The organism is Herbaspirillum huttiense, from assembly GCF_004367745.1.
GTDB classification, from domain to species: domain Bacteria; phylum Pseudomonadota; class Gammaproteobacteria; order Burkholderiales; family Burkholderiaceae_D; genus Herbaspirillum; species Herbaspirillum huttiense.
The window spans coordinates 5637098-5661038 of the sequence record NZ_CP037993.1 but is presented as its reverse complement, the minus strand read 5'-3'; the positions used below and the strand labels follow the sequence as shown (position 1 = coordinate 5661038).

Annotated in this window: 20 protein-coding genes; 12 read left to right on the top strand and 8 right to left on the bottom strand. The window is 64.8% G+C overall.

What is annotated here, in order from left to right; all coding sequences use genetic code 11:
- Positions 1–155 precede the first annotated feature (155 nt).
- Entirely contained in the window at positions 156–812 is a 657-nt protein-coding gene (locus E2K99_RS25255) for an HD domain-containing protein (protein WP_134223971.1), read from the top strand.
- 71 nt (positions 813–883) lie between these two features.
- Here E2K99_RS25255 and E2K99_RS25250 read toward each other — a convergent pair whose 3' ends face one another.
- Positions 884–2584: a methyl-accepting chemotaxis protein gene (locus E2K99_RS25250; protein ID WP_134223970.1), complete on the bottom strand. Its 1701-nt coding sequence runs from the start codon at positions 2582–2584 to the stop codon at positions 884–886.
- A gap of 273 nt (positions 2585–2857) precedes the next feature.
- On the opposite strand from E2K99_RS25250, the gene E2K99_RS25245 reads away from it, so the two are divergent.
- Both E2K99_RS25245 and E2K99_RS25240 read left to right on the top strand, forming a co-directional pair.
- Positions 2858–4633, top strand: coding sequence for an ABC transporter ATP-binding protein/permease (locus E2K99_RS25245; protein ID WP_134223969.1), 1776 nt, complete (start codon positions 2858–2860; stop codon positions 4631–4633).
- 120 nt (positions 4634–4753) lie between these two features.
- Positions 4754–5602: a D-amino acid aminotransferase gene (locus tag E2K99_RS25240; protein WP_034335221.1), complete on the top strand. Its 849-nt coding sequence runs from the start codon at positions 4754–4756 to the stop codon at positions 5600–5602.
- A gap of 3 nt (positions 5603–5605) precedes the next feature.
- Here the strand turns inward: E2K99_RS25240 and E2K99_RS25235 are convergent, their stop codons facing one another.
- Positions 5606–6202: a hypothetical protein gene (locus tag E2K99_RS25235; protein WP_134223968.1), complete on the bottom strand. Its 597-nt coding sequence runs from the start codon at positions 6200–6202 to the stop codon at positions 5606–5608.
- Between the two features lie 349 nt (positions 6203–6551).
- On the opposite strand from E2K99_RS25235, the gene E2K99_RS25230 reads away from it, so the two are divergent.
- Positions 6552–6833 carry an HP0495 family protein gene (locus E2K99_RS25230; RefSeq protein ID WP_017452757.1) on the top strand — a complete coding sequence of 94 codons (282 nt, stop codon included), beginning with the start codon at positions 6552–6554 and terminating at the stop codon, positions 6831–6833.
- Positions 6834–6899: 66 nt separating this feature from the next.
- On the opposite strand, the gene gcvA is transcribed toward E2K99_RS25230, so the two are convergent.
- Entirely contained in the window at positions 6900–7850 is a 951-nt protein-coding gene (gene gcvA, locus E2K99_RS25225) for a transcriptional regulator GcvA (RefSeq protein WP_134223967.1), read from the bottom strand.
- A gap of 196 nt (positions 7851–8046) precedes the next feature.
- On the opposite strand from gcvA, the gene E2K99_RS25220 reads away from it, so the two are divergent.
- From E2K99_RS25220 to E2K99_RS25205, 4 genes are read left to right on the top strand one after another with little or no spacing between them, the layout of a single operon-like run.
- The gene (locus tag E2K99_RS25220; protein ID WP_205703733.1) at positions 8047–8361 is read left to right on the top strand and encodes a DUF2917 domain-containing protein; all 315 of its coding nucleotides are present in this window, start codon (positions 8047–8049) and stop codon (positions 8359–8361) included.
- A 35-nt stretch (positions 8362–8396) separates the two neighbouring features.
- Entirely contained in the window at positions 8397–9089 is a 693-nt protein-coding gene (gene lipB / locus E2K99_RS25215; protein WP_134137683.1) for a lipoyl(octanoyl) transferase LipB, read from the top strand.
- 40 nt (positions 9090–9129) lie between these two features.
- Positions 9130–10122: a lipoyl synthase gene (lipA, locus tag E2K99_RS25210; RefSeq protein ID WP_008333855.1), complete on the top strand. Its 993-nt coding sequence runs from the start codon at positions 9130–9132 to the stop codon at positions 10120–10122.
- A gap of 18 nt (positions 10123–10140) precedes the next feature.
- The gene (locus tag E2K99_RS25205) at positions 10141–10890 is read left to right on the top strand and encodes a Fic family protein (RefSeq protein WP_134223966.1); all 750 of its coding nucleotides are present in this window, start codon (positions 10141–10143) and stop codon (positions 10888–10890) included.
- Positions 10891–10896: 6 nt separating this feature from the next.
- Here E2K99_RS25205 and E2K99_RS25200 read toward each other — a convergent pair whose 3' ends face one another.
- The gene (locus tag E2K99_RS25200) at positions 10897–12315 is read right to left on the bottom strand and encodes a coniferyl aldehyde dehydrogenase (protein ID WP_134223965.1); all 1419 of its coding nucleotides are present in this window, start codon (positions 12313–12315) and stop codon (positions 10897–10899) included.
- A gap of 33 nt (positions 12316–12348) precedes the next feature.
- Entirely contained in the window at positions 12349–13980 is a 1632-nt protein-coding gene (locus E2K99_RS25195; protein ID WP_134223964.1) for a GMC family oxidoreductase, read from the bottom strand.
- A 235-nt stretch (positions 13981–14215) separates the two neighbouring features.
- Between E2K99_RS25195 and ribA the strand changes: the two genes are divergently transcribed.
- The 3 genes from ribA (at position 14216) to E2K99_RS25180 (ending at position 19277) form a co-directional block, all read left to right on the top strand.
- Positions 14216–14902, top strand: coding sequence for a GTP cyclohydrolase II (ribA, locus tag E2K99_RS25190; protein WP_039790315.1), 687 nt, complete (start codon positions 14216–14218; stop codon positions 14900–14902).
- Between the two features lie 221 nt (positions 14903–15123).
- A complete protein-coding gene (locus E2K99_RS25185) occupies positions 15124–16290 on the top strand; it encodes a CobW family GTP-binding protein (protein WP_134223963.1) in 1167 nt (388 codons plus the stop codon).
- Between the two features lie 146 nt (positions 16291–16436).
- Positions 16437–19277, top strand: a complete 2841-nt coding sequence (locus E2K99_RS25180; RefSeq protein ID WP_134223962.1) for a bifunctional diguanylate cyclase/phosphodiesterase — start codon at positions 16437–16439, stop codon at positions 19275–19277.
- A gap of 69 nt (positions 19278–19346) precedes the next feature.
- Here the strand turns inward: E2K99_RS25180 and E2K99_RS25175 are convergent, their stop codons facing one another.
- Positions 19347–20282 (bottom strand): AEC family transporter, encoded by a 936-nt coding sequence (locus tag E2K99_RS25175; RefSeq protein WP_134223961.1) that lies wholly within the window; start codon positions 20280–20282, stop codon positions 19347–19349.
- A 137-nt stretch (positions 20283–20419) separates the two neighbouring features.
- Between E2K99_RS25175 and mnmC1 the strand changes: the two genes are divergently transcribed.
- Entirely contained in the window at positions 20420–22297 is a 1878-nt protein-coding gene (gene mnmC1 / locus E2K99_RS25170; protein ID WP_134223960.1) for an FAD-dependent 5-carboxymethylaminomethyl-2-thiouridine(34) oxidoreductase MnmC1, read from the top strand.
- On the opposite strand, the gene E2K99_RS25165 is transcribed toward mnmC1, so the two are convergent.
- Positions 22272–22607, bottom strand: coding sequence for a YXWGXW repeat-containing protein (locus E2K99_RS25165; RefSeq protein ID WP_039790307.1), 336 nt, complete (start codon positions 22605–22607; stop codon positions 22272–22274). The two genes, mnmC1 and E2K99_RS25165, sit on opposite strands and share 26 nt — an antisense overlap.
- A gap of 232 nt (positions 22608–22839) precedes the next feature.
- Positions 22840–23817 (bottom strand): helix-turn-helix domain-containing GNAT family N-acetyltransferase, encoded by a 978-nt coding sequence (locus tag E2K99_RS25160; RefSeq protein WP_134223959.1) that lies wholly within the window; start codon positions 23815–23817, stop codon positions 22840–22842.
- Positions 23818–23941: the final 124 nt, after the last annotated feature.

Here is a 23941-nt window from a genome sequence, read left to right as displayed (position 1 = left end):
AAGCCGCATCATCTCACATGCGCCACGCTTGCGTGTAGCAGAGCCTTGGGAAAACACTTGTCGGAAAATCGGAATGGTGAATCCGCCCTCGTTTTCCGGCCCTTGCGATTGATCTGCGATACTGATGAATTGTCACCCTTGTATCTGTTTGAATCATGAATCTTTCCCAGGTTGCCGCCGCCTTCCGCCCCTTCGACACGCTGGCCGCGCAATTGTTGCCGCAGGTCGAGGATGACGCCGGCGATGGCTCGCATGACCTCTCGCATCTCTTGCGCGTATGGAACAACGCCCGCCGCCTGCAGGCCGAGGAGGGCGGCGACCTGCGCATTCTGCTGGCGGCCGTCATCCTGCACGACTGCGTGCGGGTGGAAAAGAATTCGCCGCTGCGCAGCCAGGCGTCCACGCTCTCTGCCCAACGCGCACAGGAGATTTTGCTGTCACTGGGATGGACGCGGGAGGAGGCACAGCGCGTGGCCCATGCCGTGCAGGCCCACAGCTATTCGGCGCAGATCACGCCGCTGACGCTGGAGGCGAAGATCGTGCAGGATGCCGACCGGCTGGACGCCATCGGGGCCATCGGCGTGGCGCGCTGTTTCTATGTGGCGGGGAGGATGGGATCTAGCCTCTATGAAGCGCTCGATCCGCAGGCGCGGCAACGGCCGCTGCAGGATACGCGCTATGCGCTGGATCATTTCCCGGCCAAACTGTTCCGTTTGCAGGAAGGATTCCAGACGGCTGCCGGGGCAGCCATGGCGCAGGCGCGCCAGGAGCGGATGCGCGGGTTTGTGGAGCAATTCCTGGGCGAGCTGTAATGTAAGGCCTCGCCCTCGTGCAGTCAGCCTGCTTGCGCCGTGAGACGAATCACGCTGACTGCTGCTTTGGATCACGCAGCCTTGCGCACCACTTCCAGCTTGGGCACCACGCGCAGCGGGACCTGCACGGTGTTGAGCACGGGCGCGGGTGCCGGGGCTGCCACCAGGCCGGCTGCATCGGGCGCGTCCAGCTGGAACACACCGACTGCCCGCGTCAGGTTCACGGCCTGCTCCTGCAGTGTGGCCACGGCGGCAGTGGCTTCTTCCACCAGGGCTGCATTGTGCTGGGTCACCTGATCCATCAGCGCGATGGCCTTGTTGACTTCCTCGATGCCCAGGCTCTGCTCGTGGCTGGCGGCCGAGATTTCACCCATCACATCGGTGACCTGCTGCACGCTGGCCACGATCTGCTCCATGGTCTCGCCGGCGCGTTCCACCAGGCGGGTACCGGTGTCCACATTGCCGACCGAGGTATCGATCAACTGCTTGATCTCCTTGGCGGCGGCGGCACTGCGCTGGGCCAGGTTGCGTACTTCCGTGGCCACCACCGCAAAACCGCGTCCCTGTTCGCCGGCCCGGGCCGCTTCCACGGCGGCATTCAAGGCCAGGATGTTGGTCTGGAAAGCGATGCTGTCGATCACGCCGATGATGTCGACGATCTTGCGCGAGGAGCTGTTGATGGCCGCCATGGTATCGACCACTTCTTCCACGATGGCACCGCCCTGTTTGGCGATATCGGAGGCGTTGCGTGCCAGTTGATTGGCTTCGCGGGCGTGGCCGTCGTTCTGCTTCACGGTGGCGGTGAGCTGCTCCATGGCCGAGGCGGTTTCTTCCAGCGAGGCGGCCTGGTCTTCGGTGCGCGCCGAGAGGTCGCTGTTGCCGGCGGCGATCTGGGCGCTGATGGTGGCCACGCCGGTGGCGGCATCGCGCACATGGGTCACGGTAGTGCGCAGGTTGCCGCTCATCTCGGAGAGCGCCGCCATGATGCTCTGGCGCTTGCCGCCGTCGCCGGCGCGGCTTGCGGCAGCGGCGTGATACAGCTCGCCGCGATCCACCGCCAGTGCCAGCTGCTTGACCTCATCCGGTTCCGCACCCAGCGCACCCCGGATGCTGCGGGTGATCAGCGTGGCCAGCACGGCACCGGCCACCAGCGCGGCACCCAGCAGCACCAGGATGAAGGCCTGGAAGCCGTGGGCGGTGCTGCGGGCCTTGGCGGATTCGATCTGGCTCATGCGTTCTTCCAGGTCGATGAAGTGATTGATGGTGGCCAGCCATTCGACGAAGGCCGGTTTTACCTGGGTCAGCAGCAGCTGGCGTGCGCCGTCGACATCGCCGGCAGTGCGCAGGGCGATGGCCTTGGCGGCCAGCGGCATGGTGCGGGCTTCGACCGCCTTGATGCGTTCGAGGCTGGCACGTTCATCGGCATTGACCTTCATGGTGGAGAAGACCGTATCGAGCGGCCGGGCCGATTGCTGGTAGTCGGCATCGAGCTTGTTGATCAGGGCAATCACGTCCTTGACCTCGGCGTCGCCCACCAGCGTCAGGTCGCGCAGGGCAATGGCGCGGTCATGCACGCTGCCACGGAAATTGATGGCATAGCGCTGCTTGACGCTGTTGTCCTCGCTCACCGTGGCCAGGCTGCCTTCGATGGCATTGACCTTGGAAATGCTGGCCACCGTCAGCACCAGCATCATCGCCAGCACCAGCGCAAAGCTCAGTGCCAGTTGGGCCGCCACGCTGAGCGAGCGGCGCTTGGGGGGAAGGGTCTGCATGGAATTCTCCGAAAGAGGGGCCGCTGGCCATGCACGCTGCTGCCATGAGCAGCATTGACGCAAGGCAATATCGGCGAAGACCGCAGTCTAGCCTTGTTCACGGGCGTGCGGGATTGATTGTTTCGATGCATTCCATAGCCCTTAATGCTCAATTGCAAAAGCATTAAGCGTTCCTTAATGCTTTCCAGGGCCTTCCTGATGCAGCTTTAAGCCTGAGTTAAGTCTTTTGCGGCAAGCTGGGCAGCAAAGAGGACAACATCCACAGGATTCGCCATGACCGAACAAACACCTGCCCGCCAGGCCAGCCACGCCAATCGCGCGACCCGCGCGGAGATATGGCGCCTCATCAAGCCCTTCTGGGTTTCCGAAGAAAAGTGGAAGGCCTGGGCCTTGCTGCTGGCCATCCTGGCCTTGAACCTGGGCATGGTCTACATCAACGTGCGGCTCAATTCCTGGAACCGCGACATGTACAACGTGCTGCAGTCGCGCGACTATCCGCAGTTCAAATCGCTGCTGTGGCAGTTCTCGGGGCTGGCCTTCGTCTTCGTGGCCATCGCCATCTACAGCGTCTACCTGAAGCAGGCGCTGCAGATCCGCTGGCGCTACTGGATGAGCACGCGCTACCTTGACCGCTGGCTGGCGCATCGCGCCTACTACCGCATCGAGCAGGGACAGGAGGGCCGCCTCTCCGACAACCCCGACCAGCGCATTGCCGAGGACCTGCATGCGCTCACCAGCGATACGCTGTCGCTGGTGCTGGGTTTCATTTCCAGCAGCGTGACGCTGTTCTCCTTCATCCACATCCTGTGGTCGGTGAGCGGGCCGCTGTCCTTTACGGCGCTGGGGCAATCGTGGGTCATTCCCGGCTACATGGTCTGGTTCGTGATTGCCTATGCCGCCATCGGCTCCGGTGTGGTGTGGTGGATCGGCCGTCCGCTGGTGGGGTTGAGCTTCAACCAGGAACGCTTCGAGGCCAATTTCCGTTTCGGACTGATCCGCGTGCGCGAGCATGCCGAGGCCGTGGCCCTGTATCGCGGCGAGCCGCAGGAGCGCGCACAGCTGACCGCACGGTTGGATGACATCCGCGAGAATTGGTGGAACATCATGCGGCTGACCAAGAAGCTCAACGTGGCCGTGAATTTCTACGGGCAGTTCGCGGTGATCTTCCCCATGCTGGTGTCGGCACCGCGCTATTTTTCCGGGGCCATTTCGCTGGGGGTGCTGATGCAGATCAGCGATGCCTTCGGGCAGGTGCAGGATGCGCTGTCGTGGTTCATCAATGCCTTCACCACGCTGGCCAGCTGGAAGGCTTCCATCAACCGGCTGGCGGGCTTCCATGCGGATGTCGAACGCGCGGCCGGCATGCCGCGCACGCTGGCCGTCACGCAGCATGGCGGCAGTGCGGTGACGCTGGAGGGCGTGCAGCTGTCCTTCCCCGATGGCAGCCTCATGCTGCGCCGCCTGGATGCGCGGGTGGAGTCGGGCGAACACGTGCTCATCAGCGGTCCTTCCGGTTGCGGCAAGTCGACCCTGATCCGCGCCATGGCCGACATCTGGCCTTACGGCGAGGGCCGCATCGCGCTGCCGCAGGATGCGCCCGCGATGTTCCTGCCCCAGCGCAGCTACCTGCCCATCGGCACGCTGCGTGCAGCGCTCTCGTATCCCGCCGCCGAGGGCAGTTTCGAGGATGCACTCATTACGCGTTACCTGGGTTTGTGCCGTCTTGCGCATCTTGCATCGCGGCTGGACGTGGCGGCCAACTGGAGCCAGGCGCTGTCACCGGGCGAGCAGCAGCGCCTGGCATTCGTGCGGGTGTTCCTGAACCGTCCGCGCCTGGTGTTCCTGGACGAGGCCAGCAGCGCCATGGATGGCGAGACCGAGGAAGCGCTCTATGCCGCCTTGCCGCGCGAGTTGCCGGGCGTGACCGTGATCAGCATCGCCCACCGCGAGACGCTGGCGCGCTTCCATGACGTGCGCTGGAAATTCGTGCCGCCCGCCGCCGGCGAGGGGGCCGGACATCGTGTGGAGGCGCTGCCGATAGCGGCGTGAGGGCATGGCGACGTTATACCGTTTTTGCATGGGGACGCCGGAAGCTGCGTGACAGAATGGATTCATCGCGGCACGGTTGCCGCCTTCACCCGAACACTCTCGATTACCGGAAAGCCCATCATGAACGATCCCATCGTCTACCTCAACGGCGAACTCACGCCCCTCTCGGAAGCCCGCGTGCCGGTGCTGGATCGCGGCTTCATCTTTGGCGACGGCATCTATGAGGTGATCCCCATGTATCGCCGCAAGGCCTTCCGTGGCCAGCAACACCTGGCGCGCCTGTTCCGCAGCCTCGACAGCATCGGTATTCCGAATCCGCATGACGAAGCCGGCTGGAATGCCCTCATCGACCAGGTGGTCGAGGCCAACGGTTTGGACGACCAGATGATCTACCTGCAGGTCACCCGGGGCGTGGCCAAGCGGGCGCATGCCTTCCCCAAGGAGGTGGTGCCGACGGTGCTGATCATGACCAATCCGATGGCCCTGCCGCCGGCTGCATCCATTGAGAAGGGCGTGGCCTGCGTGAGCATGGAAGACCGCCGCTGGCTGAACTGCCAGATCAAGTCGACGTCGCTGCTGGGCAATGTGCTGGCGGCGCAATTTGCGGCCGAGCATCAGGTGACCGAAGCGATCCAGTTCCGTGATGGCTATCTGTCGGAGGCGTCGTCCTCCAACGTGTGGGTGGTCAAGGATGGCAAGATTTCCGCGCCGCCCAAGGACAACCTGATCCTGGAAGGCATCCGCTATGGCCTGATGGAAGAGCTGTGCGCAGAGCAGGGCATCGTGCTGGAGTCGCGTCGCATCACGCGTGAGGAAGTGCTGGCGGCTGATGAACTCATGATTTCCTCGGCCAGCAAGGAAGTGCTGCCGGTGGTCACGCTCGATGGCCAGCCGGTCGGCAGCGGCCAGCCGGGGCCGGTGTTTGCCAAGGTGTATGCGGCGTATCAGGCGGCCAAGGCGCGGTTGTAAGAGCTAGTGGGCGGCGTGCAATACGCCGCTCACGTCCTGCGTGAACAGGTTGGATTGCTTTGCATTGACATGCAGGGCAGGGAGCCTGTGTTCCAGCCCGAGCTTGCGCTGCGCTTGCAGACGCGCGGAGGCGCTCATGCATGAGAGCAAGGCTTCGATCCTCTCTGCGCACTTCACCGCCAGGAATTGGGTAGGCGGGTCGATGAAGACCCAGGAATATTTCTGGCGATTCAGCAGTTCGATCACGTTGCCGAGCGTGCCGGTACTTTTGGCGTCCCAGATCATCAGCCCGGAATCGGCGACGTCGGCCATGGCGATATCCTTGGCCGTGAAGAATGCACGCGTGCCCGGGCGCTGCGTGGCAGGGATGCGTCGCACGGGCCACTGACCGATATTGTTGCGCGGCACCTGCCCGCTGCAGAAGACCGTCACGCGCCGGTAAGCCATCGCGTGCAGGAACTGCTGGATTGCCGTATCCGCGCCGTCGGCATCGCCGACTACCACCTCGAACTCCTGGCGCACGATGTTCAGGATCCTTTCCCGGACCTTGGGATGCAGGTGCCGGATGCTGATGGAGCCAGCAATGAAAACGGTAGTCATGGGCTTACCTCCACGTCAGCGTTGCGGCGATTTGATGTAGAGGGGCTTCGAGCGATGTGGACTTGGAGCATGTTGAGGTTGACTTGCATGGGACACCGCATCTTGTCGGGAAGACACAGAGTCTTGTGCGGCAGCGCATGCTCATCAATCGCGATAGTTGGAGATTTTGGAACAGTTTGCTTGCGCGGACGTCCGGGCCGGATGACGCTTTCTGCACGCTGCCCCGCCCGCATGGCGTAGAATGCAGGCATTCCCCACCCGAGTCCCCCCGCTTGAAGCCCGCAGGTTCATCCCCATCTGGGAGCATTGAAACCGGAGCGCCAGGCGGACAACGCCAAGGCGGTTTGCCATGACTATGCCCACTATTTCCCCTGAAGAATCCCTGATCGAGTATCCCAGCGACTTCCCCATCAAGGTGGTCGGGATCACCCATGATGCCTTCGCCGAGACCATCGTCGCCATGGTCATCGAGCACGACCCCGAGTTTCACGCGGGCAAGGTCGAGATGCGTCCCTCCACCCAGGGCAAGTACCTGTCGCTGACCCTGACCGTGCGCGCCACCAGCCGCACCCAGCTCGACAACATCTACCGCGCGCTCTCCACGCACGAGATGGTCAAGTTCGTGCTCTGAGGTCCGCCATCCCCCTGGCGAAAACCGGCGCAGCCCGCAAGGCGCGCCGGTTTTTTCATGTGCGCATCACTTCTTGCGGGTTGACGTTTTCTGCACCGTGCCCGGCCATTCCGACTGCGCCTGGAATTGCCGCATCTCTTCCACGATCCATTTCCTGAAGGCCGCCACGCCCGGCTTCTCCAGCCCTTCCGGCAGGTGCACCAGGTAGTGCGCCTCCTCGCACAGCTGCGCCACGTCGAACAGCCGCACCAGCGTGCCGCTGGCGATCTCCTGCCAGGCAATCGTATGGCGTGACAGCGCCACCCCCTTGCCCTCCACCGCATGGCGCAGCGTCAGCGAAGAATCCTCCACCACCAGCGTGCCGCGCGGCTCGGGCAGGTCCAGCCCGGCCAGCGTCAGCCACGGTTGCCAGGATTCGCGCGTATCCATGCGCAGCAGCGTGCAGTGCACCAGGTCGGCGGGACGCACCAGCTTCTTGTTCTGCTTGCCGCGATAGCCGGGCGCGGCCACCGGGTAGTAGTAGTCCTCGCTCAGTTTCTCGGTGACCACGCCCGCGTACTGGCCCCGGCCAAAGCGGATGCCGATGTCCACCCCGTCCAGCCGCAGGTCGGCCAGGTGGCTGCCCGATTGCAGCACCACCTCGATTTCCGGATGGGCATCGATGAACTTCCACAGGCGCGGTGCCAGCCAGCGTGAGGCGAAGGAGGGCGTGGCCGAGATCACCAGCCGCTGCTGGCGCGTCAGGCTGCGCAGGTGGTCGGCCGCTTGCGCGATCTCGCCCAGGGCCTTGCGGATGGTGGCGGCGAAGCGTTCGCCGGTCTCGGTGATGCTGATGCGCTTGCCATGGCGATGGAACAGCTGCAGGCCCAGGTCTTCTTCCAGCGCGCGCACCTGGTGGCTGATCGCCCCCGGCGTGACGTGCACCTCTTCAGCCGCACGCGAGAAACAGCCATGGCGGGCGGCCGCATCAAAGGCGCGCAGGGCGGCCAGGTTGGGGAGCTTGCGCAAATCGGCCATGACGGATCCTTGTGAATTAAATTAGCAAGGAGAAGCAATATATATCGTTTTGCTGCGCTTGCGGGCTTTCCTACAATGATGACTCATCACGCATCATTCCAGGCATCTTCCCCCTTGCAGCCGCACCCTCCCGGGCATCGCGGCAGGGACGCGGCTTGCCTGGCGATTCAGACAGTCGAGCAAAGGAACCCGCGCCATGACAATTTCATTCACAGATCCCAGCCTTCCCGGCCAGTTGCAGCAAGGCCAGGTACAGACCCGTCGCCTGCAGGGCGGCGTGCGCATCCGCGTGACCTCCGGACTGGTGTGGCTGACCATTGCCGGCTGCCGCGACGACATCTGGCTCCAGCCCGGCCGCTGCTTCGACTACCACGGGCGCGGCGACGCCATCTTCGAAGCGGTCAACGGTGCGGCCGAGTTCACGGTGACGCCCTTGCCTCCCAAGGGGTGTAGTGACGATCCGGTCCGTATTGCCAAGCTCTTGCCGCACGGCCTGATCCGCTGGTTCTGATACGGGCAAAGACGAATTTCGCTACACTGGCGGGCATGCAAACCGCACTGCCCACCGCCAGCACGCCCATGGCTGGCGCCCGCCGGCCCGAGATCGTCCGGCGCGGCGTCGAGCCCTACGAGGCCAGCTTCGCCGCCATGCGCGCCTACACCGATGCGCGCACCGCCGATACCCCCGACCAGCTCTGGATCGTCGAGCATCCTCCTGTCTACACGCTGGGCTTGGGGGCCGACCGTGCCCATGTGTTGAATCCGCACGACATCCCGATTGTCCAGACCGACCGTGGCGGCGAGGTCACTTACCACGGCCCTGGCCAGGTGGTGATCTACCTGTTGATGGACCTGCGCCGCAACCGCAGCGGGGCGCGCCTGTTCGCCCGCGAATTCGTGCACAACATCGAAGAGGCGGTGATCGCCACGCTGGCGGCGTATAATCTGGCCGGTGTACGCAAGGAGGGGGCGCCCGGCATCTACGCCGCCGACGGCCCCTGGCAGGGTGCCAAGGTGGCCGCGCTGGGCTTGAAGATACGGGGCAACGGCTGCACTTACCATGGTGTCTCGCTCAATGTGGCGATGGACTTGGCACCGTTTTCCTGGATCAACCCCTGCGGCTACGAAGGCCTGGCCACCGTGGACATGCAGACCCTCGGGGCTGCCGATGCCCGGCTGGACGCTGTCCAGGACTTGCTTGCCGACCAACTGATCGCCCGCTTCGCGGGCATGGCTTGAGCCCCACGCGCCGCGTGCGCCCGGGGCCGGAACGACCGACATGACTACCGAACTCACTCCCGCAGCAGATTCTTCCTCCAATGCCACCGGCTCGGCGCGCGCCAATCCGCTGGACAAGCAGAAGGGCGCCGGCAAGACCGCCTGGATCCCGATCAAGGTGGTAGCCGCCGAAAAGCTGAAGAAGCCGGACTGGATTCGCGTCAAGGCCGGTTCGCCCACCACGCGTTTCTACGAGATCAAGGACATCCTGCGCGCCAACAACCTGGTGACGGTCTGTGAGGAAGCCTCCTGCCCCAACATCGGCGAGTGCTTCGGCAAGGGCACCGCGACCTTCATGATCATGGGCGACAAGTGCACCCGCCGCTGCCCCTTCTGCGACGTCGGTCACGGCCGCCCCGATCCGCTGGACCCCAACGAGCCGGAAAACCTGGCCAAGACCATCGCCCAGCTGCGCCTGTCCTACGTGGTCATCACCAGCGTGGACCGCGACGACCTGCGCGATGGCGGTGCGGCGCACTTCGCAGCCTGCATCCAGCGTGTACGTGAATTGTCGCCCGAGACCCGCATCGAGATCCTGACCCCGGACTTCCGCGGCCGCATGGACCGCGCGCTGGAAATCCTCAAGATGGCCCCGCCGGACGTCATGAACCACAACCTCGAAACCGCGCCGCGCCTGTACAAGGAAGCGCGTCCGGGTTCGGATTACGAATATTCGCTGAGCCTGTTGAAGCGCTTCAAGGACCTGCATCCGGAAGTGCCGACCAAGTCCGGCATCATGGTGGGCCTGGGCGAAACCGACGAGGAAGTGCTGCAGGTCATGCGCGACATGCGCGCGCACAACGTCGACATGCTCACCATCGGCCAGTACCTGATGCCCAGCGGCGACCACCTGCCGGTGCGCCGCTACGTGCACCCCGACACCTTCAAGATGTACGAGGAAGAGGCCTACAAGATGGGCTTCGTGCATGCCGCCGTGGGCGCGATGGTGCGCTCGAGCTACCATGCGGATCAGCAGGCGCACGGGTTGGTCTGACCATCTTCATAGAGGGCCATGTCACCGGCCGCCCGGCACGTCGCGGTCGATGCTGCAAAGTCAGCGCTTGATGCGGCGCGCCCTCTACCTCCTTATACGCAAGCATCGCTGCGCGAGAAATTGGTACTGGATTGGAGCTTCCATTCCAATGCCCTCGCAGGCAACACGCTGACCCTGCGCGAAACCAAGGTGGTGCTGGAAGGCATCACCGTCGGCGGCAAGTCGCTGCGCGAGCACTTCGAGGCCATCAATCACCGCGATGCCATCTTCTTCGTCGAGCAGGTCGTGGCCGGCCACGAGCCCCTGAGCGAAGCGCACATCAAGGACATCCACAGTCTGGTGCTCAAGGGGATCGATGCCGATGAGGCGGGCCGCTATCGCCGCGAGAATGTGGTGATCGCCGGTGCCAGCACCACTCCGCCGGATTTCCTGCATCTCAACGATGAAATGCGCGCCTTGCTGGCGTGGCATCAACAGGCCGGCAGCCTGCATGCGGTCGAACGTGCAGCGCAATTGCATACGCGCTTCGTGAAGATCCATCCCTTCATCGATGGCAATGGCCGCAGCGGCCGCCTGCTGTTGAACCTGGAACTGATGAAATCCGGCTATCCCCCGGCGGTCATCCGCAAGGAAGACCGGCTGGCGTATTACGACGCCCTTGATGAGGCCTGCGTCAGCGGCGACCATGCGGCCATCACCACCCTCGTGGCCGAGAGCGTGCAGCGTTCGCTGCGCTTGTATCTGGATCTGCTGCCTGCTCCCGGATGAGCCGCGTCAGCTCAATCGCCTGATCAACCCCATCACCCATTCAAATTTTTTTCCATAAGGCGGATGCAGCAGCGTCCCGCCGTTGAATCGCGCCTGCCGGAACACCGGCTTGCGCTTGCTGAAGGTATCGAAGCCCCAGCGTCCGTGATACGCGCCCATGCCGCTTTCGCCGACGCCGCCAAAGGGCTGCTCCTCCTGCACCAGGTGCCACAGGCAATCATTGATGGTCACGCCGCCCGCAAGGGTCTGCCGCAGCACCTGTTCGCGCCGTGCCGCATCCTCGCCGAACCAGTACAGCGCCAGCGGGCGCGGACCTTGTCTCACATGCGCAATGGCTTGCTCGGGCGTTTCGTATTCGAGGATGGGCAGCACCGGTCCGAAGATCTCTTCCTGCAGCACCCGCATCGACGCAGTCGCCCCCAGGATCAGCGTGGGTGCCAGCTTGCGGCTCTGGCCCAGCTGTTCTCCCGCCGGGTTCACCTCGATCACCTGCGCACCCGCCGCACGTGCTTCTTCCACCATCGCCTGCAATCGCGCCCGATGGCGCGGGCTGATGATGGCGGTGTAGTCGGGGTTGTCATGCAGGCGCGGATACAGACGGCCCATCGCTGCGGCCAGTTGTTGCGCCACCCCGGCCGCTTGTCCGCGCGGTACCAGCAGATAGTCCGGTGCCACGCAGGTCTGCCCGGCATTGAGCAGCTTGCCGAAGGCGATGCGCTGCAGGCTGGCCGGCAAGCGGCACGAGGCATCGAGAATGGCAGGCGACTTGCCGCCCAGTTCCAGTGTGACGGGTGTGAGGTTGGCCGCCGCCAGTTGCGCGATCTGGCGTCCGACCTGGGTCGATCCGGTAAAGAACAGATGATCGAACGGCAGCGATGCAAAAGCCTGTCCGATGCCGGCGTCCCCGGTGACCACGGCCATTTCCTCCGGGGCATAGTATCGCGCGACCAGCTCCGCCAATAGGGCCGAGAGCCGGGGCGTCAGTTCCGAGGGTTTGAGCAGCACCCGGTTGCCCGCCGCCAGTGCCGCCAGCGCCGGGCCCAGCGCCAGTTGCAGCGGGTAATTCCACGGCGAGATGATGCCCACCACGCCCAGCGGCTGCGCCAGCAGGCGATTGCTGCCGGGCAGGAAGTGCAGGGCGGTGGCCACCCGCTGCGGACGCATCCAGCGTTTCAGGTGCGATTGCGCATGGCGGATGCCGGCGCGCAGCACGAACAGTTCGGCCATGCGCGTTTCATGCTGCGAGCGGCCCCCGAAGTCGGCATCGATGGCGGCGATCAGGGCCGCTTCGTGCTCGTCCATCAGCGCCTGCAGGCGCGCCAGCCGGTCCATGCGCAGCGCATGGGGAGGATCACTGTCGGCAGCAAACGCCTGCTGCTGCGCGGTGAAGAGCTGCTGCAATTCTGCAGCGGTGGTATCAGTCATTGATGCATCCTTGCATGGTGTCATCGAACAGTGTCAGGCTGCCTCGGCATGGTTCTGGCTGGCGCGGATCATGTCGGCTGCCTTCTCGGCAATCATGATGGTGGGAGCATTGGTGTTGCCGCTGACCAGCATGGGCATGACCGACGCATCCACCACGCGCAGGCCCTGCAGTCCATGCACGCGCAATTGCGCATCGACCACCGCCATCTGATCCTCGCCCATGCGGCAAGTGCCCACGGGATGATAGATGGTATCGGCACGCTGGCGGATCATGGCTTCCCAGGCCGCGTCATCCATGCCCTCGCGGCCACCGAAGAGTTCGCGCCGGCAATAGCGGCGCAGCGGTTCGGTCATGACGATCTGGCGCGCGATGCGGGCCCCGGCGATCATGGTGGCCAGGTCGCGCGGGTCGGAGAGATAGCCCGCATCGATCAGCGGATCGGCCATGGGATCGGCCGATTGCAGCCCCACGCGGCCGCGCGAATGCGGGCGCAGCATGCACATGTGCAGGGAGAAGCCATAACCGGCATGCAGCTTTCTTGCATGGTCATCCACGATGGCGATGCAAAAATGCAGCTGGATATCCGGCCGCTCCAGCTCCGGACGGGTCTTGAGGAAGGCCGCGCCTTCCGCAAAGGGCGTGGCGATGAGGCCCTCGCCATGGCGCTTCCAGGGCAGCAGCTGGCCCAGCAGGCGCAGGCCGCCGACCACGCCCAGGCCAAAGTTGTCGGTGTCGCGGGTGGTCCATCCTTGCGTGAAATCGAGGTGATCCTGCAGGTTCTGACCCACGCCGGGCAGGGCGTGATGCAGGGCGATGCCATGCGGCAGGATGTCCTCGGGCCGCCCCACCCCCGACAGTTGCAGCAATTGCGGCGAGCCAAAGGCCCCGGCAGCGATGATGACTTCACGCGTGGCGCGCACCTGCGCTTCTTGCTGCTGCTGGCGATAGGCCACGCCCACTGCGCGCTTGCCCTCGAACAAGACACGTTGCGCGCGCACCTGGCGCAGCACGGTCAGGTTGGGCCGCTGGCCCATCACCGGATGCAGGTAAGCGGCCGCCGCCGAGCAGCGCTCGCCGCGATGATCGGACGTGTGGAATTGCGTGACCTGGTACAGGCCGACGCCTTCGTTGTCACCGGTATTGAAGTCCTGGCACAGCGGATAGCCGCGTGCTTGCGCCGCCTCGATGAAGGCACGCGTGATCGGGCGCGGGCGATTCTGTTCCGAGACCTGCAATGGGCCGCTGGCCCCGTGCCAGGCATCGGCCCCGCGCACATTGTTCTCGGAGCGCCTGAAGTAGGGCAGGACCGACTCCCAGTCCCAGCCCGGGCAGCCAGCCTGGGCCCAGCCATCGTAGTCCTGGCGCTGGCCACGGATGTAGAGCATGGCGTTGATGGCCGAAGAGCCGCCCAGGGCGCGGCCGCGCGGCTGGTAGCCACGGCGGCCGTTCAGGCCGGCCTGGGGAGTGGTCTGCAGCGCCCAGTTGTTGAGCTTGCCGTAGCCGGGCAGCATGGCCACCACGGCGGCCGGGGTGCGCACCAGCAGACTGTCGCCCTGGCCGCCGGCTTCCAGCAGGCAGACCGTGACGCGTGGATCTTCCGACAGGCGGGCGGCCAGCGTGGCACCCGCCGAGCCGCCACCGGCGATGACGTAATCGAACAGCACGGTTGTCTCCCTTTGTTATCGTTGACCGGCTTTCAAGGGGATGCCGCCCTTGGGGCTGGCACCGTGTCCGGTGTGTCCCGGACTGGCTGGCATTATGACGCGGCCGGCCCGGCCTGTTCAAATTCCCTGCACGAATTGGACAATTGCCTTCACCGGAGCGGCCCGCGCGCTGAAATAAACCCGGGCGCAAGGTAAGATACGCGGTTCTGAGCATTCGATTCGAAAGCAGGTTGTCATGTCCTCACCGATCGCACCGGCCGCTGCCGCGCCGGAAGAAAAACTGGTTTTCGTCAGTTCGTGCAAGTTGCCCATGCCCTGGGCGACCTTCGAACTGCACGCCTTCTACGATGAAGTTTCCGGCAAGGAACACCTGGCCCTGACTTTGGGCGATGTCGGCAACGGCGAGCCGGTCCTGGGCCGCGTGCACTCCGAGTGCCTGACCGGCGATGCCCTGTTCTCCCAGCGCTGCGACTGCGGTGCCCAGCTGGAAGCGGCCCTCAAGAAGATCGCCAAGGAAGGCCGTGGCGTGCTGTTCTATCTGCGCCAGGAAGGCCGCGGCATCGGCCTGTTGAACAAGATCCGCGCCTATCACCTGCAGGACCAGGGCGCCGATACGGTCGAAGCCAACGAACGCCTGGGCTTCCCCGCCGACATGCGCCGCTACACCATCGTGCTGCCCATGCTGGCGCACCTGAAGATCACCAGCCTGCGCCTGATGACCAACAACCCGCGCAAGGTCAAGGCGCTGGAAGACAGCGGCATCACCGTGGCCGAGCGCATCGCGCTGATCGCCAACCACAATCCCTTCAACATCGGCTACCTGGGCACCAAGGCGCGCAAGCTGGGCCACCTGCTGCCGGGACTGGCCAAGACCGAAGAGAAGACGGAAAAAGTGCCGCTGGATGCGCACGACAACGAGTAACGCGCATTCATCACGCGGGTGAATACACGGCAGGCGGCCATTCAGAGCGTGAATTCCTGCCGTGCGGTAAAACCAGGTAAAGACACCGGCTCCCGCCGGGCGCGGCTTGCCGTCAGGACGGACCCCATGCGGTCCGTCTTTTTTTTGTCTCGCGGAAGCAGCCCGCTTGGCGCATCAGGTAGCATGACGGCTGCGTCGTCCTTTCTCCCCGTCCTTACACCATGAATCCATCCGTCCCTGCCGGCAGCGCGCCGATCCCCGTTTCCCTGCTGACCGGTTTCCTGGGCAGCGGCAAGACCACGCTGCTGAACCATCTCATCACCCAGCCGGAGATGAAGAACACCTTGGTCATCATCAACGAGTTCGGCGAGATCGGCCTGGATCACCTGCTGGTGGCCCACAGCCAGGAAGAGACCATCGTCGAGATGAGCAGCGGCTGCCTGTGCTGCACCATCCGTGGCGACCTCAAGAAGACCTTGAAGGACATCACCTGGCGCTTCGCCGAAGGCGGCCAGCGCAAGTTCGACCGTGTGGTCATCGAGACCACCGGCCTGGCCTCGCCCACGCCCATCCTGCATACGCTGATGACCGATGCCTTCATCTCGGAGCGCTATCGCCTCGATGGCGTGATCGTCACGGTGGATGCCGTCAATGGCATGTCGACCCTGGACCATCACCCGGAAGCGATCCAGCAGGCCGCCGTCGCCGACCGCCTGCTGCTGACCAAGACCGACCTGGTGGACGCCGATACGCTGTCGGCCCTGCAGGCGCGCCTGCGCACGCTCAATCCCGGCGCGCGCCAGCTGCAGCCTCAGGTCGGGCAGATCGCTGCTGCCGAGCTGCTCGACGCGGGTCTCTTCAAGCCCGGCGAGAAGATGCCTGACGTCGCGCGCTGGCTCAACGAGCAAGCCTTCGCCGAGAAAGAGGCGCATGCCCATCATGCGCACCATCACCACGGCCATGGCCACGAGCACGGACACCACGATCATCATGGCCACCACCATGACGATCACGCCCACGACGTCAATCGTCACGATGACCACATCCGCGCCTTCTGCTTTACCTTCGACGAACCCATCGATCCGGTGCTCTTCGATGAGTGGCTGAGCTTGCTGGTCGGCTTCAAGGGCCCCAACATCCTGCGCATCAAGGGCATCCTCAATCTCAAGGGCGAGGACAAGCCGACCGTCATCCACGGCGTGCAGCACATCTTCCACCCCACGGCCACGCTGCCGGAGTGGCCCTCGGAAGACCGCCGCAGCCGCATCGTCTTCATCACCCGCGATGTCGAGCGCGCGACCATCGAGCGTTCCTTCGATGCCTTCATGCAGGCCCAGGCGATTGAGCGCGAAGCACGCGAGCAGCGCCAGTCGCCATCGGTTTATTGAGCCCGGTCACGCTAAACAAATGCGTTTGTTCCCATGTGGAAACATGCGAGCAGGCTGGTCCGGTTAAAAATAAATGCGCTTTGACCGATAACAAGGGGAGTCCCGGATTATGATCGGGCTCTCCTAAGGGATATAACGATTCGTTTATGCAGCGTGTGATCAACAAGCTGGGGGCAACGTTGTCGGCATCGCTCACGCTGATGCTGGGTTTGTGTGCCACTGCGACGGTGTTCGTCGCGACCAGCCATCTGGAAGAGGATGCCGTCCAGCTCGACTTCGAGCGTCGGGCGGGCCTGCGCGCCTTCACCATACAGCGCGGTCTGGAAGAGGCGGTGCAGGTACAGTCGGTGGTGAACCATTTCTATGCCACCGTGGGCGATCCCACGCGCGAACAGTTCGAGAGCTTCACGCGGCCTCTGCTGGAACGCTATCCCTATGTGCGCGCCTTCAGCGTGCAGCGCTTCGTGGCCGACGAAGATCGCCTGGTCTTCGAAGCTCTGCGCCAGGGGGCCAAGCCGGGCTTTGAAATCACTGCGCTCGATGGTGACCGCACCGTGCGCGCCTCGCAGCAACCGACCTATCTGGTGGTCGATTACGTGGAACCGGTGGCCGGCAATGAAGCGGCGCTCGGGCTGGATGTCTCGCGCAATCCCGCCATCATGGGCGCGCTCGATGCGGCCGTGGTCAGCGGGAATCCTTCTTCAACGCCGCCGATCCGGCTGGCCCAGACCGGTCCGGATGAGCGCGGTCTGCTGGTGATCCAGCCGGTCTATCGCGGTGGCGTACAGCCGACCGATACGGCGGCCCGTCGCGCACTGCTGGTCGGCGATACCACCGCCGTACTGGAACTCAACGGCCTGGTGCAGAAGATTCTCGACGGTGCCGGGCTGATGTCCGACCATGAGATCGGCCTGCGCCTCTACGTCGGACCCCAGGCCGATCCGGCCAACCTGGTCTACCGCCACGACAGCCAGCCCCGCGCCATGCAGTGGATGGACCAGGTCATCAAGCCGGGCAGCTTCTTCCGCCATCCCTCCACCACCATCACCAGTTTCGACATCGCCGGCCAGACCTGGCACATGGAGATCAGCATCCCGCCACGGTCGGTCTTCTCGGACCACTACGGTTCGCTGCTCATCGGCCTGGTCGGCGTGATCGCTTCGCTGCTGGGCGCGGCCTACATGCGTGCGCTGTCGATGCGTTCGCACCGCGTGCAGCAACTGGTGGAAGACAAGACCGCCGAGCTGCGCACCACCAATGCCCTGCTGTCGGATGACATCAAGGCCCGCCGCCTCGCCGAGCGTGCGCTGCGCCTGCGTCATCAGGCCATCGAGGCCAGTGCCAATGCCATCCTGATCCTCTCGGCGCAGGAGCCGGACTACGTCATCGAATACGTCAATCCGGCCTTCGCTCGCATCACCGGCTACAGCAGCGGCGAAGCGGTGGGCAAGAGCATTCGTTTCCTGGAAGGCCGCGACAGCGATCCTGAAGGTTTCGAGACTGTCTGGATCGCCATGCGCGAACAGCGCGAACACAACGTTGTACTGCGCAACTATCACAAGGATGGCTCGGAGCTGTGGAACGATTTCTACATCGCCCCGGTGCGTGACGAGAGTGGCGTGGTGACGCATTTCGTGGCGGCGCTCTACGACATCACCTCGATGAAGCGCTATGAAGCCGAACTGGAATTCCAGGCCAGCCGCGACACGCTCACCGGCCTGATCAACCGCCACATGCTGCGCCATCATCTGGAGCAGGCCATCGGCACGGCCGAGCGGCAGAAGCAGGCCTTGTGGGTGGTGTTCGTGGACCTGGACCGCTTCAAGTTCGTCAACGACACCCTCGGCCACAAGGCTGGCGATACCCTGCTGCGCACGGTGGCCGGTCGCTTGCGCGCCGCCGTGCGTGAAGCCGATACGGTGGCACGGCTGGGTGGCGACGAATTCATCATGATCCTGCCGGAGCAGGACGAACTCTCGCTCGACACCCGCAGCCTGCAACGCATCATGGATGCGGTGGCGGCCCCCGTCACGCTGGGCGGCCATACGCTGTTCATGACCTGCAGCATCGGTGTGGCCTGCTATCCCAACGATGGTACCGATGGCGAGACGCTGATCAAGCACGCCGACATCGCCATGTATCGCGGCAAGCAGACCGGCCGCAACAATTTCCAGTTCTACACCCCGGCCATGAACGAGCAGGCGCTGGAACGCCTGCGCATCGAAGGCGACCTGCGCAATGCGCTGGATCACGGCGAATTCCTGCTGCACTACCAGCCCAAGGTGGACCTGGCCTCGGGCCGCGTGGTGGGCAGCGAGGCGCTGATCCGCTGGCTGCATCCGCAACTGGGCATGGTCTCGCCGGCGCGCTTCATCGGCCTGGCCGAAGAGACCGGCCTGATCCTGCCCATCGGTGCCTGGGTCCTGCGCACCGCCTGCACCCAGTGCCGCCAGTGGCAACTGGCCGGGCATGAGGACATCAGCGTGTCGGTCAACCTCTCGGTGGGCCAGTTCCTGCAGAAGGATCTGGTCTCTTCGATTGCCGATGTGCTGCAAGACACCGGCCTGCCGCCGGCCTCGCTGGAAATCGAACTCACCGAGAGCCTCATGATGACCGACGTCGAGCATGCCATCGGCATCCTGGCGGGCCTGAAGAAGCTGGGCATCCGACTTTCCATTGACGACTTCGGCACCGGTTATTCGTCGCTGGCCTACCTGAAGCGCTTCCCCATCGACGTGCTCAAGATCGACCGTTCCTTCGTGCGTGACATCACCATCGATGCCGATGATGCGGCCATCACCGCCTCCATCATCTCGCTGGCGCGCCACTTGAAACTGCGCGTCATTGCCGAAGGCGTGGAGACCGATGAGCAGCTGGACTACCTGCGCCACTATGGCTGCGACGAGATCCAGGGTTACCTGTTCAGCCCGCCGGTGGCGGCCGAGAAGTTCGAGCAGATCCTGCGCGAAGAGCGGGTAATTTTGTAATTTTTCTTCACGCGCTGTTCTGGAATCAGGCCGCACGGCAATGCCGCTGCGGCCTTTTTCATATTGGGCTCAATGATGCGCAATCCAGGCCAGGATGAGCGCGATGGTGGGCAGCGAGAGGGTGGTGGAGTACAGGATGGCGCGCGACATGGCGGTGACTTCGCGCTGGTACAGCTCGGCCAGCATGAAGGGGCCGGTACCGATGGGCAGCGCCGCCAGCAGCACCGCGCTGTCGGCCCACAGGCGCGGCATGGGCAGGATCCAGTAGGCCAGCACGGCGGTCACGGCCGGCTGCAGCAGCAGTTTGAAGGCCACCAGCAGCCACACCGGCGAGCCTCCCGCCGTGCGCACCGGCTGGGCCAGGAACAGCCCCAGCGAGACCAGCGCGCAAGGACCGGCCGCACCGCCCAGAATCTTGAAGAGCTGCTGCACGCCCGGCGGGATGGCCACCCCGCTCAGGGCCACGATGATGCCGGCCACTGGCGCGATCATGATGGGATTGCGCAGCAGCGAGCGGCCCACCTTGGCGACGGTCTGGCCGAAGGCGGCCTGGGCATGCAGGCAGGTTTCCAGCAGCACGATGGCGACCGCAAAGAGCAGGCAGGCCGTCATCACCATGGCGATCACCGAGGGCGGCAGGCCGTCGCTGCCGAAGGCCAGGTAGCACAGCGGAATGCCGATGAAGCCGGTATTGGCATAGGAACTGCCGAGGCTATCGATGATGACGTCAGGGGCGGCCGCTTTCTGGCGCAGGCGCAGCGCGGCGGTGATCAGGAACACCACCGCTACGCCGATGGCGAAGACGGCGATGAAGCGCAGGTTGGCGAAGTCCGCGGGTTTGAGGCGCGACATGGAATCGAACAGCAGCGCCGGCAGCGCCAGCCAGATCACGAAGCGGTTCAGCTCGCTGGCCGCGCTCGCCGAGAGGATGCGGCGCTTGCGGCACATCCAGCCCAGGAAGATCAACGAAAAAATCGGGAAGACGATGTTGAAGATGGCGAGCATGGCGTGGCGGGTTGACCGGCGTCGGAGGTGGGAACAGACCCTACGGAGCCGCTCCTGCTTTGTCAAGGCGCAATGCCGCACGGGGCGGGCGGCGTAGAATGGCGGCCTTGTCTGATTTATCCACAGGGCTTTTCACGATGCCTGCGCGTCCTCTTCAACTTGCCTCCCCTGAATTGCTGGCCGCCTGGCGCGCCGAGGCCGATACCATCACCGCCGCACTGCAGGGCGTTCCGGACTGCCTGCGCGAACAGTGCAGCGCCACCGTGCTGGACCTGCATTTCGGGCTGGGTCAGTCCTTCTTCGCCACCTGGCATGCCTTCGCCCGCCAGCGCGCGCAAGGGGAGGGCGCCGCACATTTGCACTACATTGCGATCCTGCCGCATCCGCCATCCGCGGAAGTCCTCTCCGAAGACTTGACTTATGCACAGGCCTTGCGCGCTGCATGGCCGCTGCCCTTGCCGGGCACGCACCGCCTCTTGCTCGATGAAGGCCGCGTCACGCTGACTCTGATCTGGGGTGCATTGGAAGAAGAGCTGGCCCGGCTGGAAGCGCCGGTAGACCTGTTCTACCTGCATGCGGACCCGACCCGCTTCGATCCCGCCGCGCCATCCTGGCATGCGCATGCCTGCAAGCGCCTGGCGCGGTTGGCCTGGACCGGGGCGCGGGCACTGGTGTTCGGTGCGGCTGGCGATGCGGCGCTGGCGGCGGCGATGCGTCAGGTCGGTTTCCATGGACAGGCGCAGGACGGCGCGCTGGCCTTGCGTTATGCACCGGCCTGGGCGCGTCCGGCCACGCATGTGGCGGCGTCCGATACGCCGTTGCGGCGCGATCTGCCGCATGCACGGCAGGCGCTGGTGATCGGGGCCGGGCTGGCCGGCACCGCTGCCGCCGAGCGGCTCACGGCACGCGGCTGGTGCGTCGATCTCATCGATGCGGGCCCGGAGGTGGCCACCCGCGCTTCAGGCAATCACGGTGGTCTCTTCATGCCCGCGCTGGCTCGCGATGACAGCCCGCTGGCGCGGCTCACGCGTGCGGCTTTTCTGTTTGCCTCGCAGCGTCTCGATGATCTGGGCGGGGTCGGTCTGGACGATCACGCCGCCATTCGTGGCGAGCGCTGCGGCATCCTGCAATTCGGCCGCGATGCCAAGCAGGCGATCTCCTTCGAGCAGGGCGCGCAGGAGTGGCAGTATCCGCCGCGTTATGCGCGCTGGATGTCCGCCAGTAAGACGGCAAGCGCACTGGGCATGCCGACCATGGGCGGCGGCTATTTCTTCCCGGAAGCGGGCTGGCTCAATCCGCCCTCGGTGTGCCGCCGCATGCTGGCGGTGGCGCAGTCGCAAGGCGAGGTGCGCACGCATTTCAATCGCGCCGTCGTCCGTCTGGTACGCGTGGACGGTCAATGGCAGGCGCTCGATGCCGCTGGCCTGCTGATCGCGCAAGCACCGGTGGTGATCCTCGCAGCGGGCGCGCAGGCGCGCGTGCTGGAGCAGGCGGCGGGTTTGCCGCTCAATGCAGTACGCGGCCAGGTCACGCACCTGCCTGCAACAGGCTTCCCCGATTTGCCGCATGCGCTGTGTGGTGACGGTTACCTCACGCGCCCCTATGCCGGGCAGGTGTGCATGGGGGCCAGCTATGATCGCTTTGACGATCCGGCCCTGCGTGCCGACAGCCATGCCGAGAACCTGGCCCGCCTGCAGCACATGCTGCCGCAGATCGCGGCACACATGTCGCTGCCGCAGGCGGATGCGGATCTTCCTGGGCGGGTCGGTCAGCGCTGCATTGCGCCGGACCGCTTGCCGCTGGTCGGTGCCTTGCCGGGTGAGGCGGGGATCTATGGCTTGTTGGGCTATGCCTCGCGCGGCCTGATCTGGGCACCGCTGATGGCCGAGTTGCTGGCCGCGATGATCGAGCGCGAGCCCTTGCCGCTGCCGCGCGAATTGGTGGCAGCGCTGGACCCGGCCCGTTTCGGCGCGGATTCAGCGATCGGCCTCAACGCACCCAGTGACCCGGAATGAACACCCAGCCACCCGGACCCGGTTGCCAGTGCGCCGGCTCATAGCGGGCGTAGTCGCGGCGCACGCGTTCCCAGTGGCCGCCGATCCAGATGTGACGATGGCCGTTCCAGGCCCAGTAGCCGGGTGCCCAGGCATAGCCGTGACGCGGGGCGGGTACCACTTCATAACGCGGGGCGGGCGGTGGCGTGCCGATGCGTACATCGACGCCGACCACCTGCGCTTGCGCGGCAGGGGCCAACGCTGCGGTGGCACCGAGCGCGGAAAGGGTCGTGAGAAGGGCGAAGGCGAGGCGAGTGGTCTTGGTTTTCATGTTGGACTCCTGCAAGGTGGTGATGCGTGGATGCAGCGCAAGCGGGGCCGCGCTGTGAAAACCACTGTAGGAGCCGGGCTTCTTTAAGACTGTAATGTTGTGTTTCCAGTTGTGTCCGTGCCTGCCACCGCTGCCGTATTGCAGCCCGAAGGCAGCCCCGAAAGCAGCGCCACGCGAGGGAATCCGGTAACAAATCGCGGCATACCGATACATGCCGCGCGCCCTGCACCGCTCATTTCCTGCGCGCCGGGCGCTCGTAGCGTTGCTCCACCACGCGGCTTCCCCATTGCTCACCCGGCGATTCCTCCACCAGTTCGAAGCCGGCCGACAGATACAGGTGGCGTGCCGCATCCAGTCCCTGGAAGGTCCACAAATAACAGGCCAGGCGATGGGCATCGACAAAGGCCATGGCCTGTTCCAGCAAGCGCCGTCCCACGCCGCTGCCGCGCAGGCTGTCGTCGACGATGAACCAGCGCAGGTGTGCTTGCCGGTGCTCCAGGTCGCCATCGATCACGATGGAGGCCAGGCAGCGCCCGTGTTCGACGTGGGTCCAGAGCTGCTTGCCGGCCTGGGGCAGGGTTTGTGCGAAGCTGCCCAGTTCGCTGGCCACCTTGTGTTCGAAGAACACCCCGAAGCCGGCCGCCGCGGCGTAGTAGCGCGCATGCAGGCTGGCGATATCGCCGATGCAGCCGGGCTGGTAGCCGGTGCTCAATTCCGATGCCGCGCCTCTGGCCGGGCGCGCTGCTGCATTGGGGTTGTCGCGCGACAGGGCCTCGGAATACAGCGCCAGCGCCCGCACCAGGCCCTGCTGGTCTTCCGGCAGGATGCGCCGCAGGGCGCCGGAGACCTGGTCGGTGGCGAACTTGTCGATCTTCTTGCGCAGCGCCTGCCCCTCTTCGGTGAGCGCCAGACTGTAGGCGCGCCCGTCGCCCGGCACCGGGCTGCGGCGTACCAGCCCCAGTGCCTCCAGCTTGGCCAGCTGGCGGCTGGTGTTGGACTTGTCCAGGTACAGCAGCTCGCCCAGCTCGCGCGCCTGCAGGCCGGGTTTGAGGCCGATCTCGATGAGCGCGTGCACCGCCGAGGGCGCCAGGTCGCTGCCGGCCAGGGTGCTGCGCATGAAGCCCAGTTCCCGCACCAGCTTGCGCGACAGCTCGCGCAACTGGCGGATGGTCTGGTCGCGCGGGGGAGAGTGCAGGCCGTCATAGTCCATGGCAAGATCCGGTAATGGTTGCGAAGTGCAATCAATGCTGCGCCAGATGCTTGCGTTATGCAACTTGTTTGATGGCGTGGGCCATGCTGGCTGTCGCACCTGCGCAACTGGCGGGGCCGGGCTG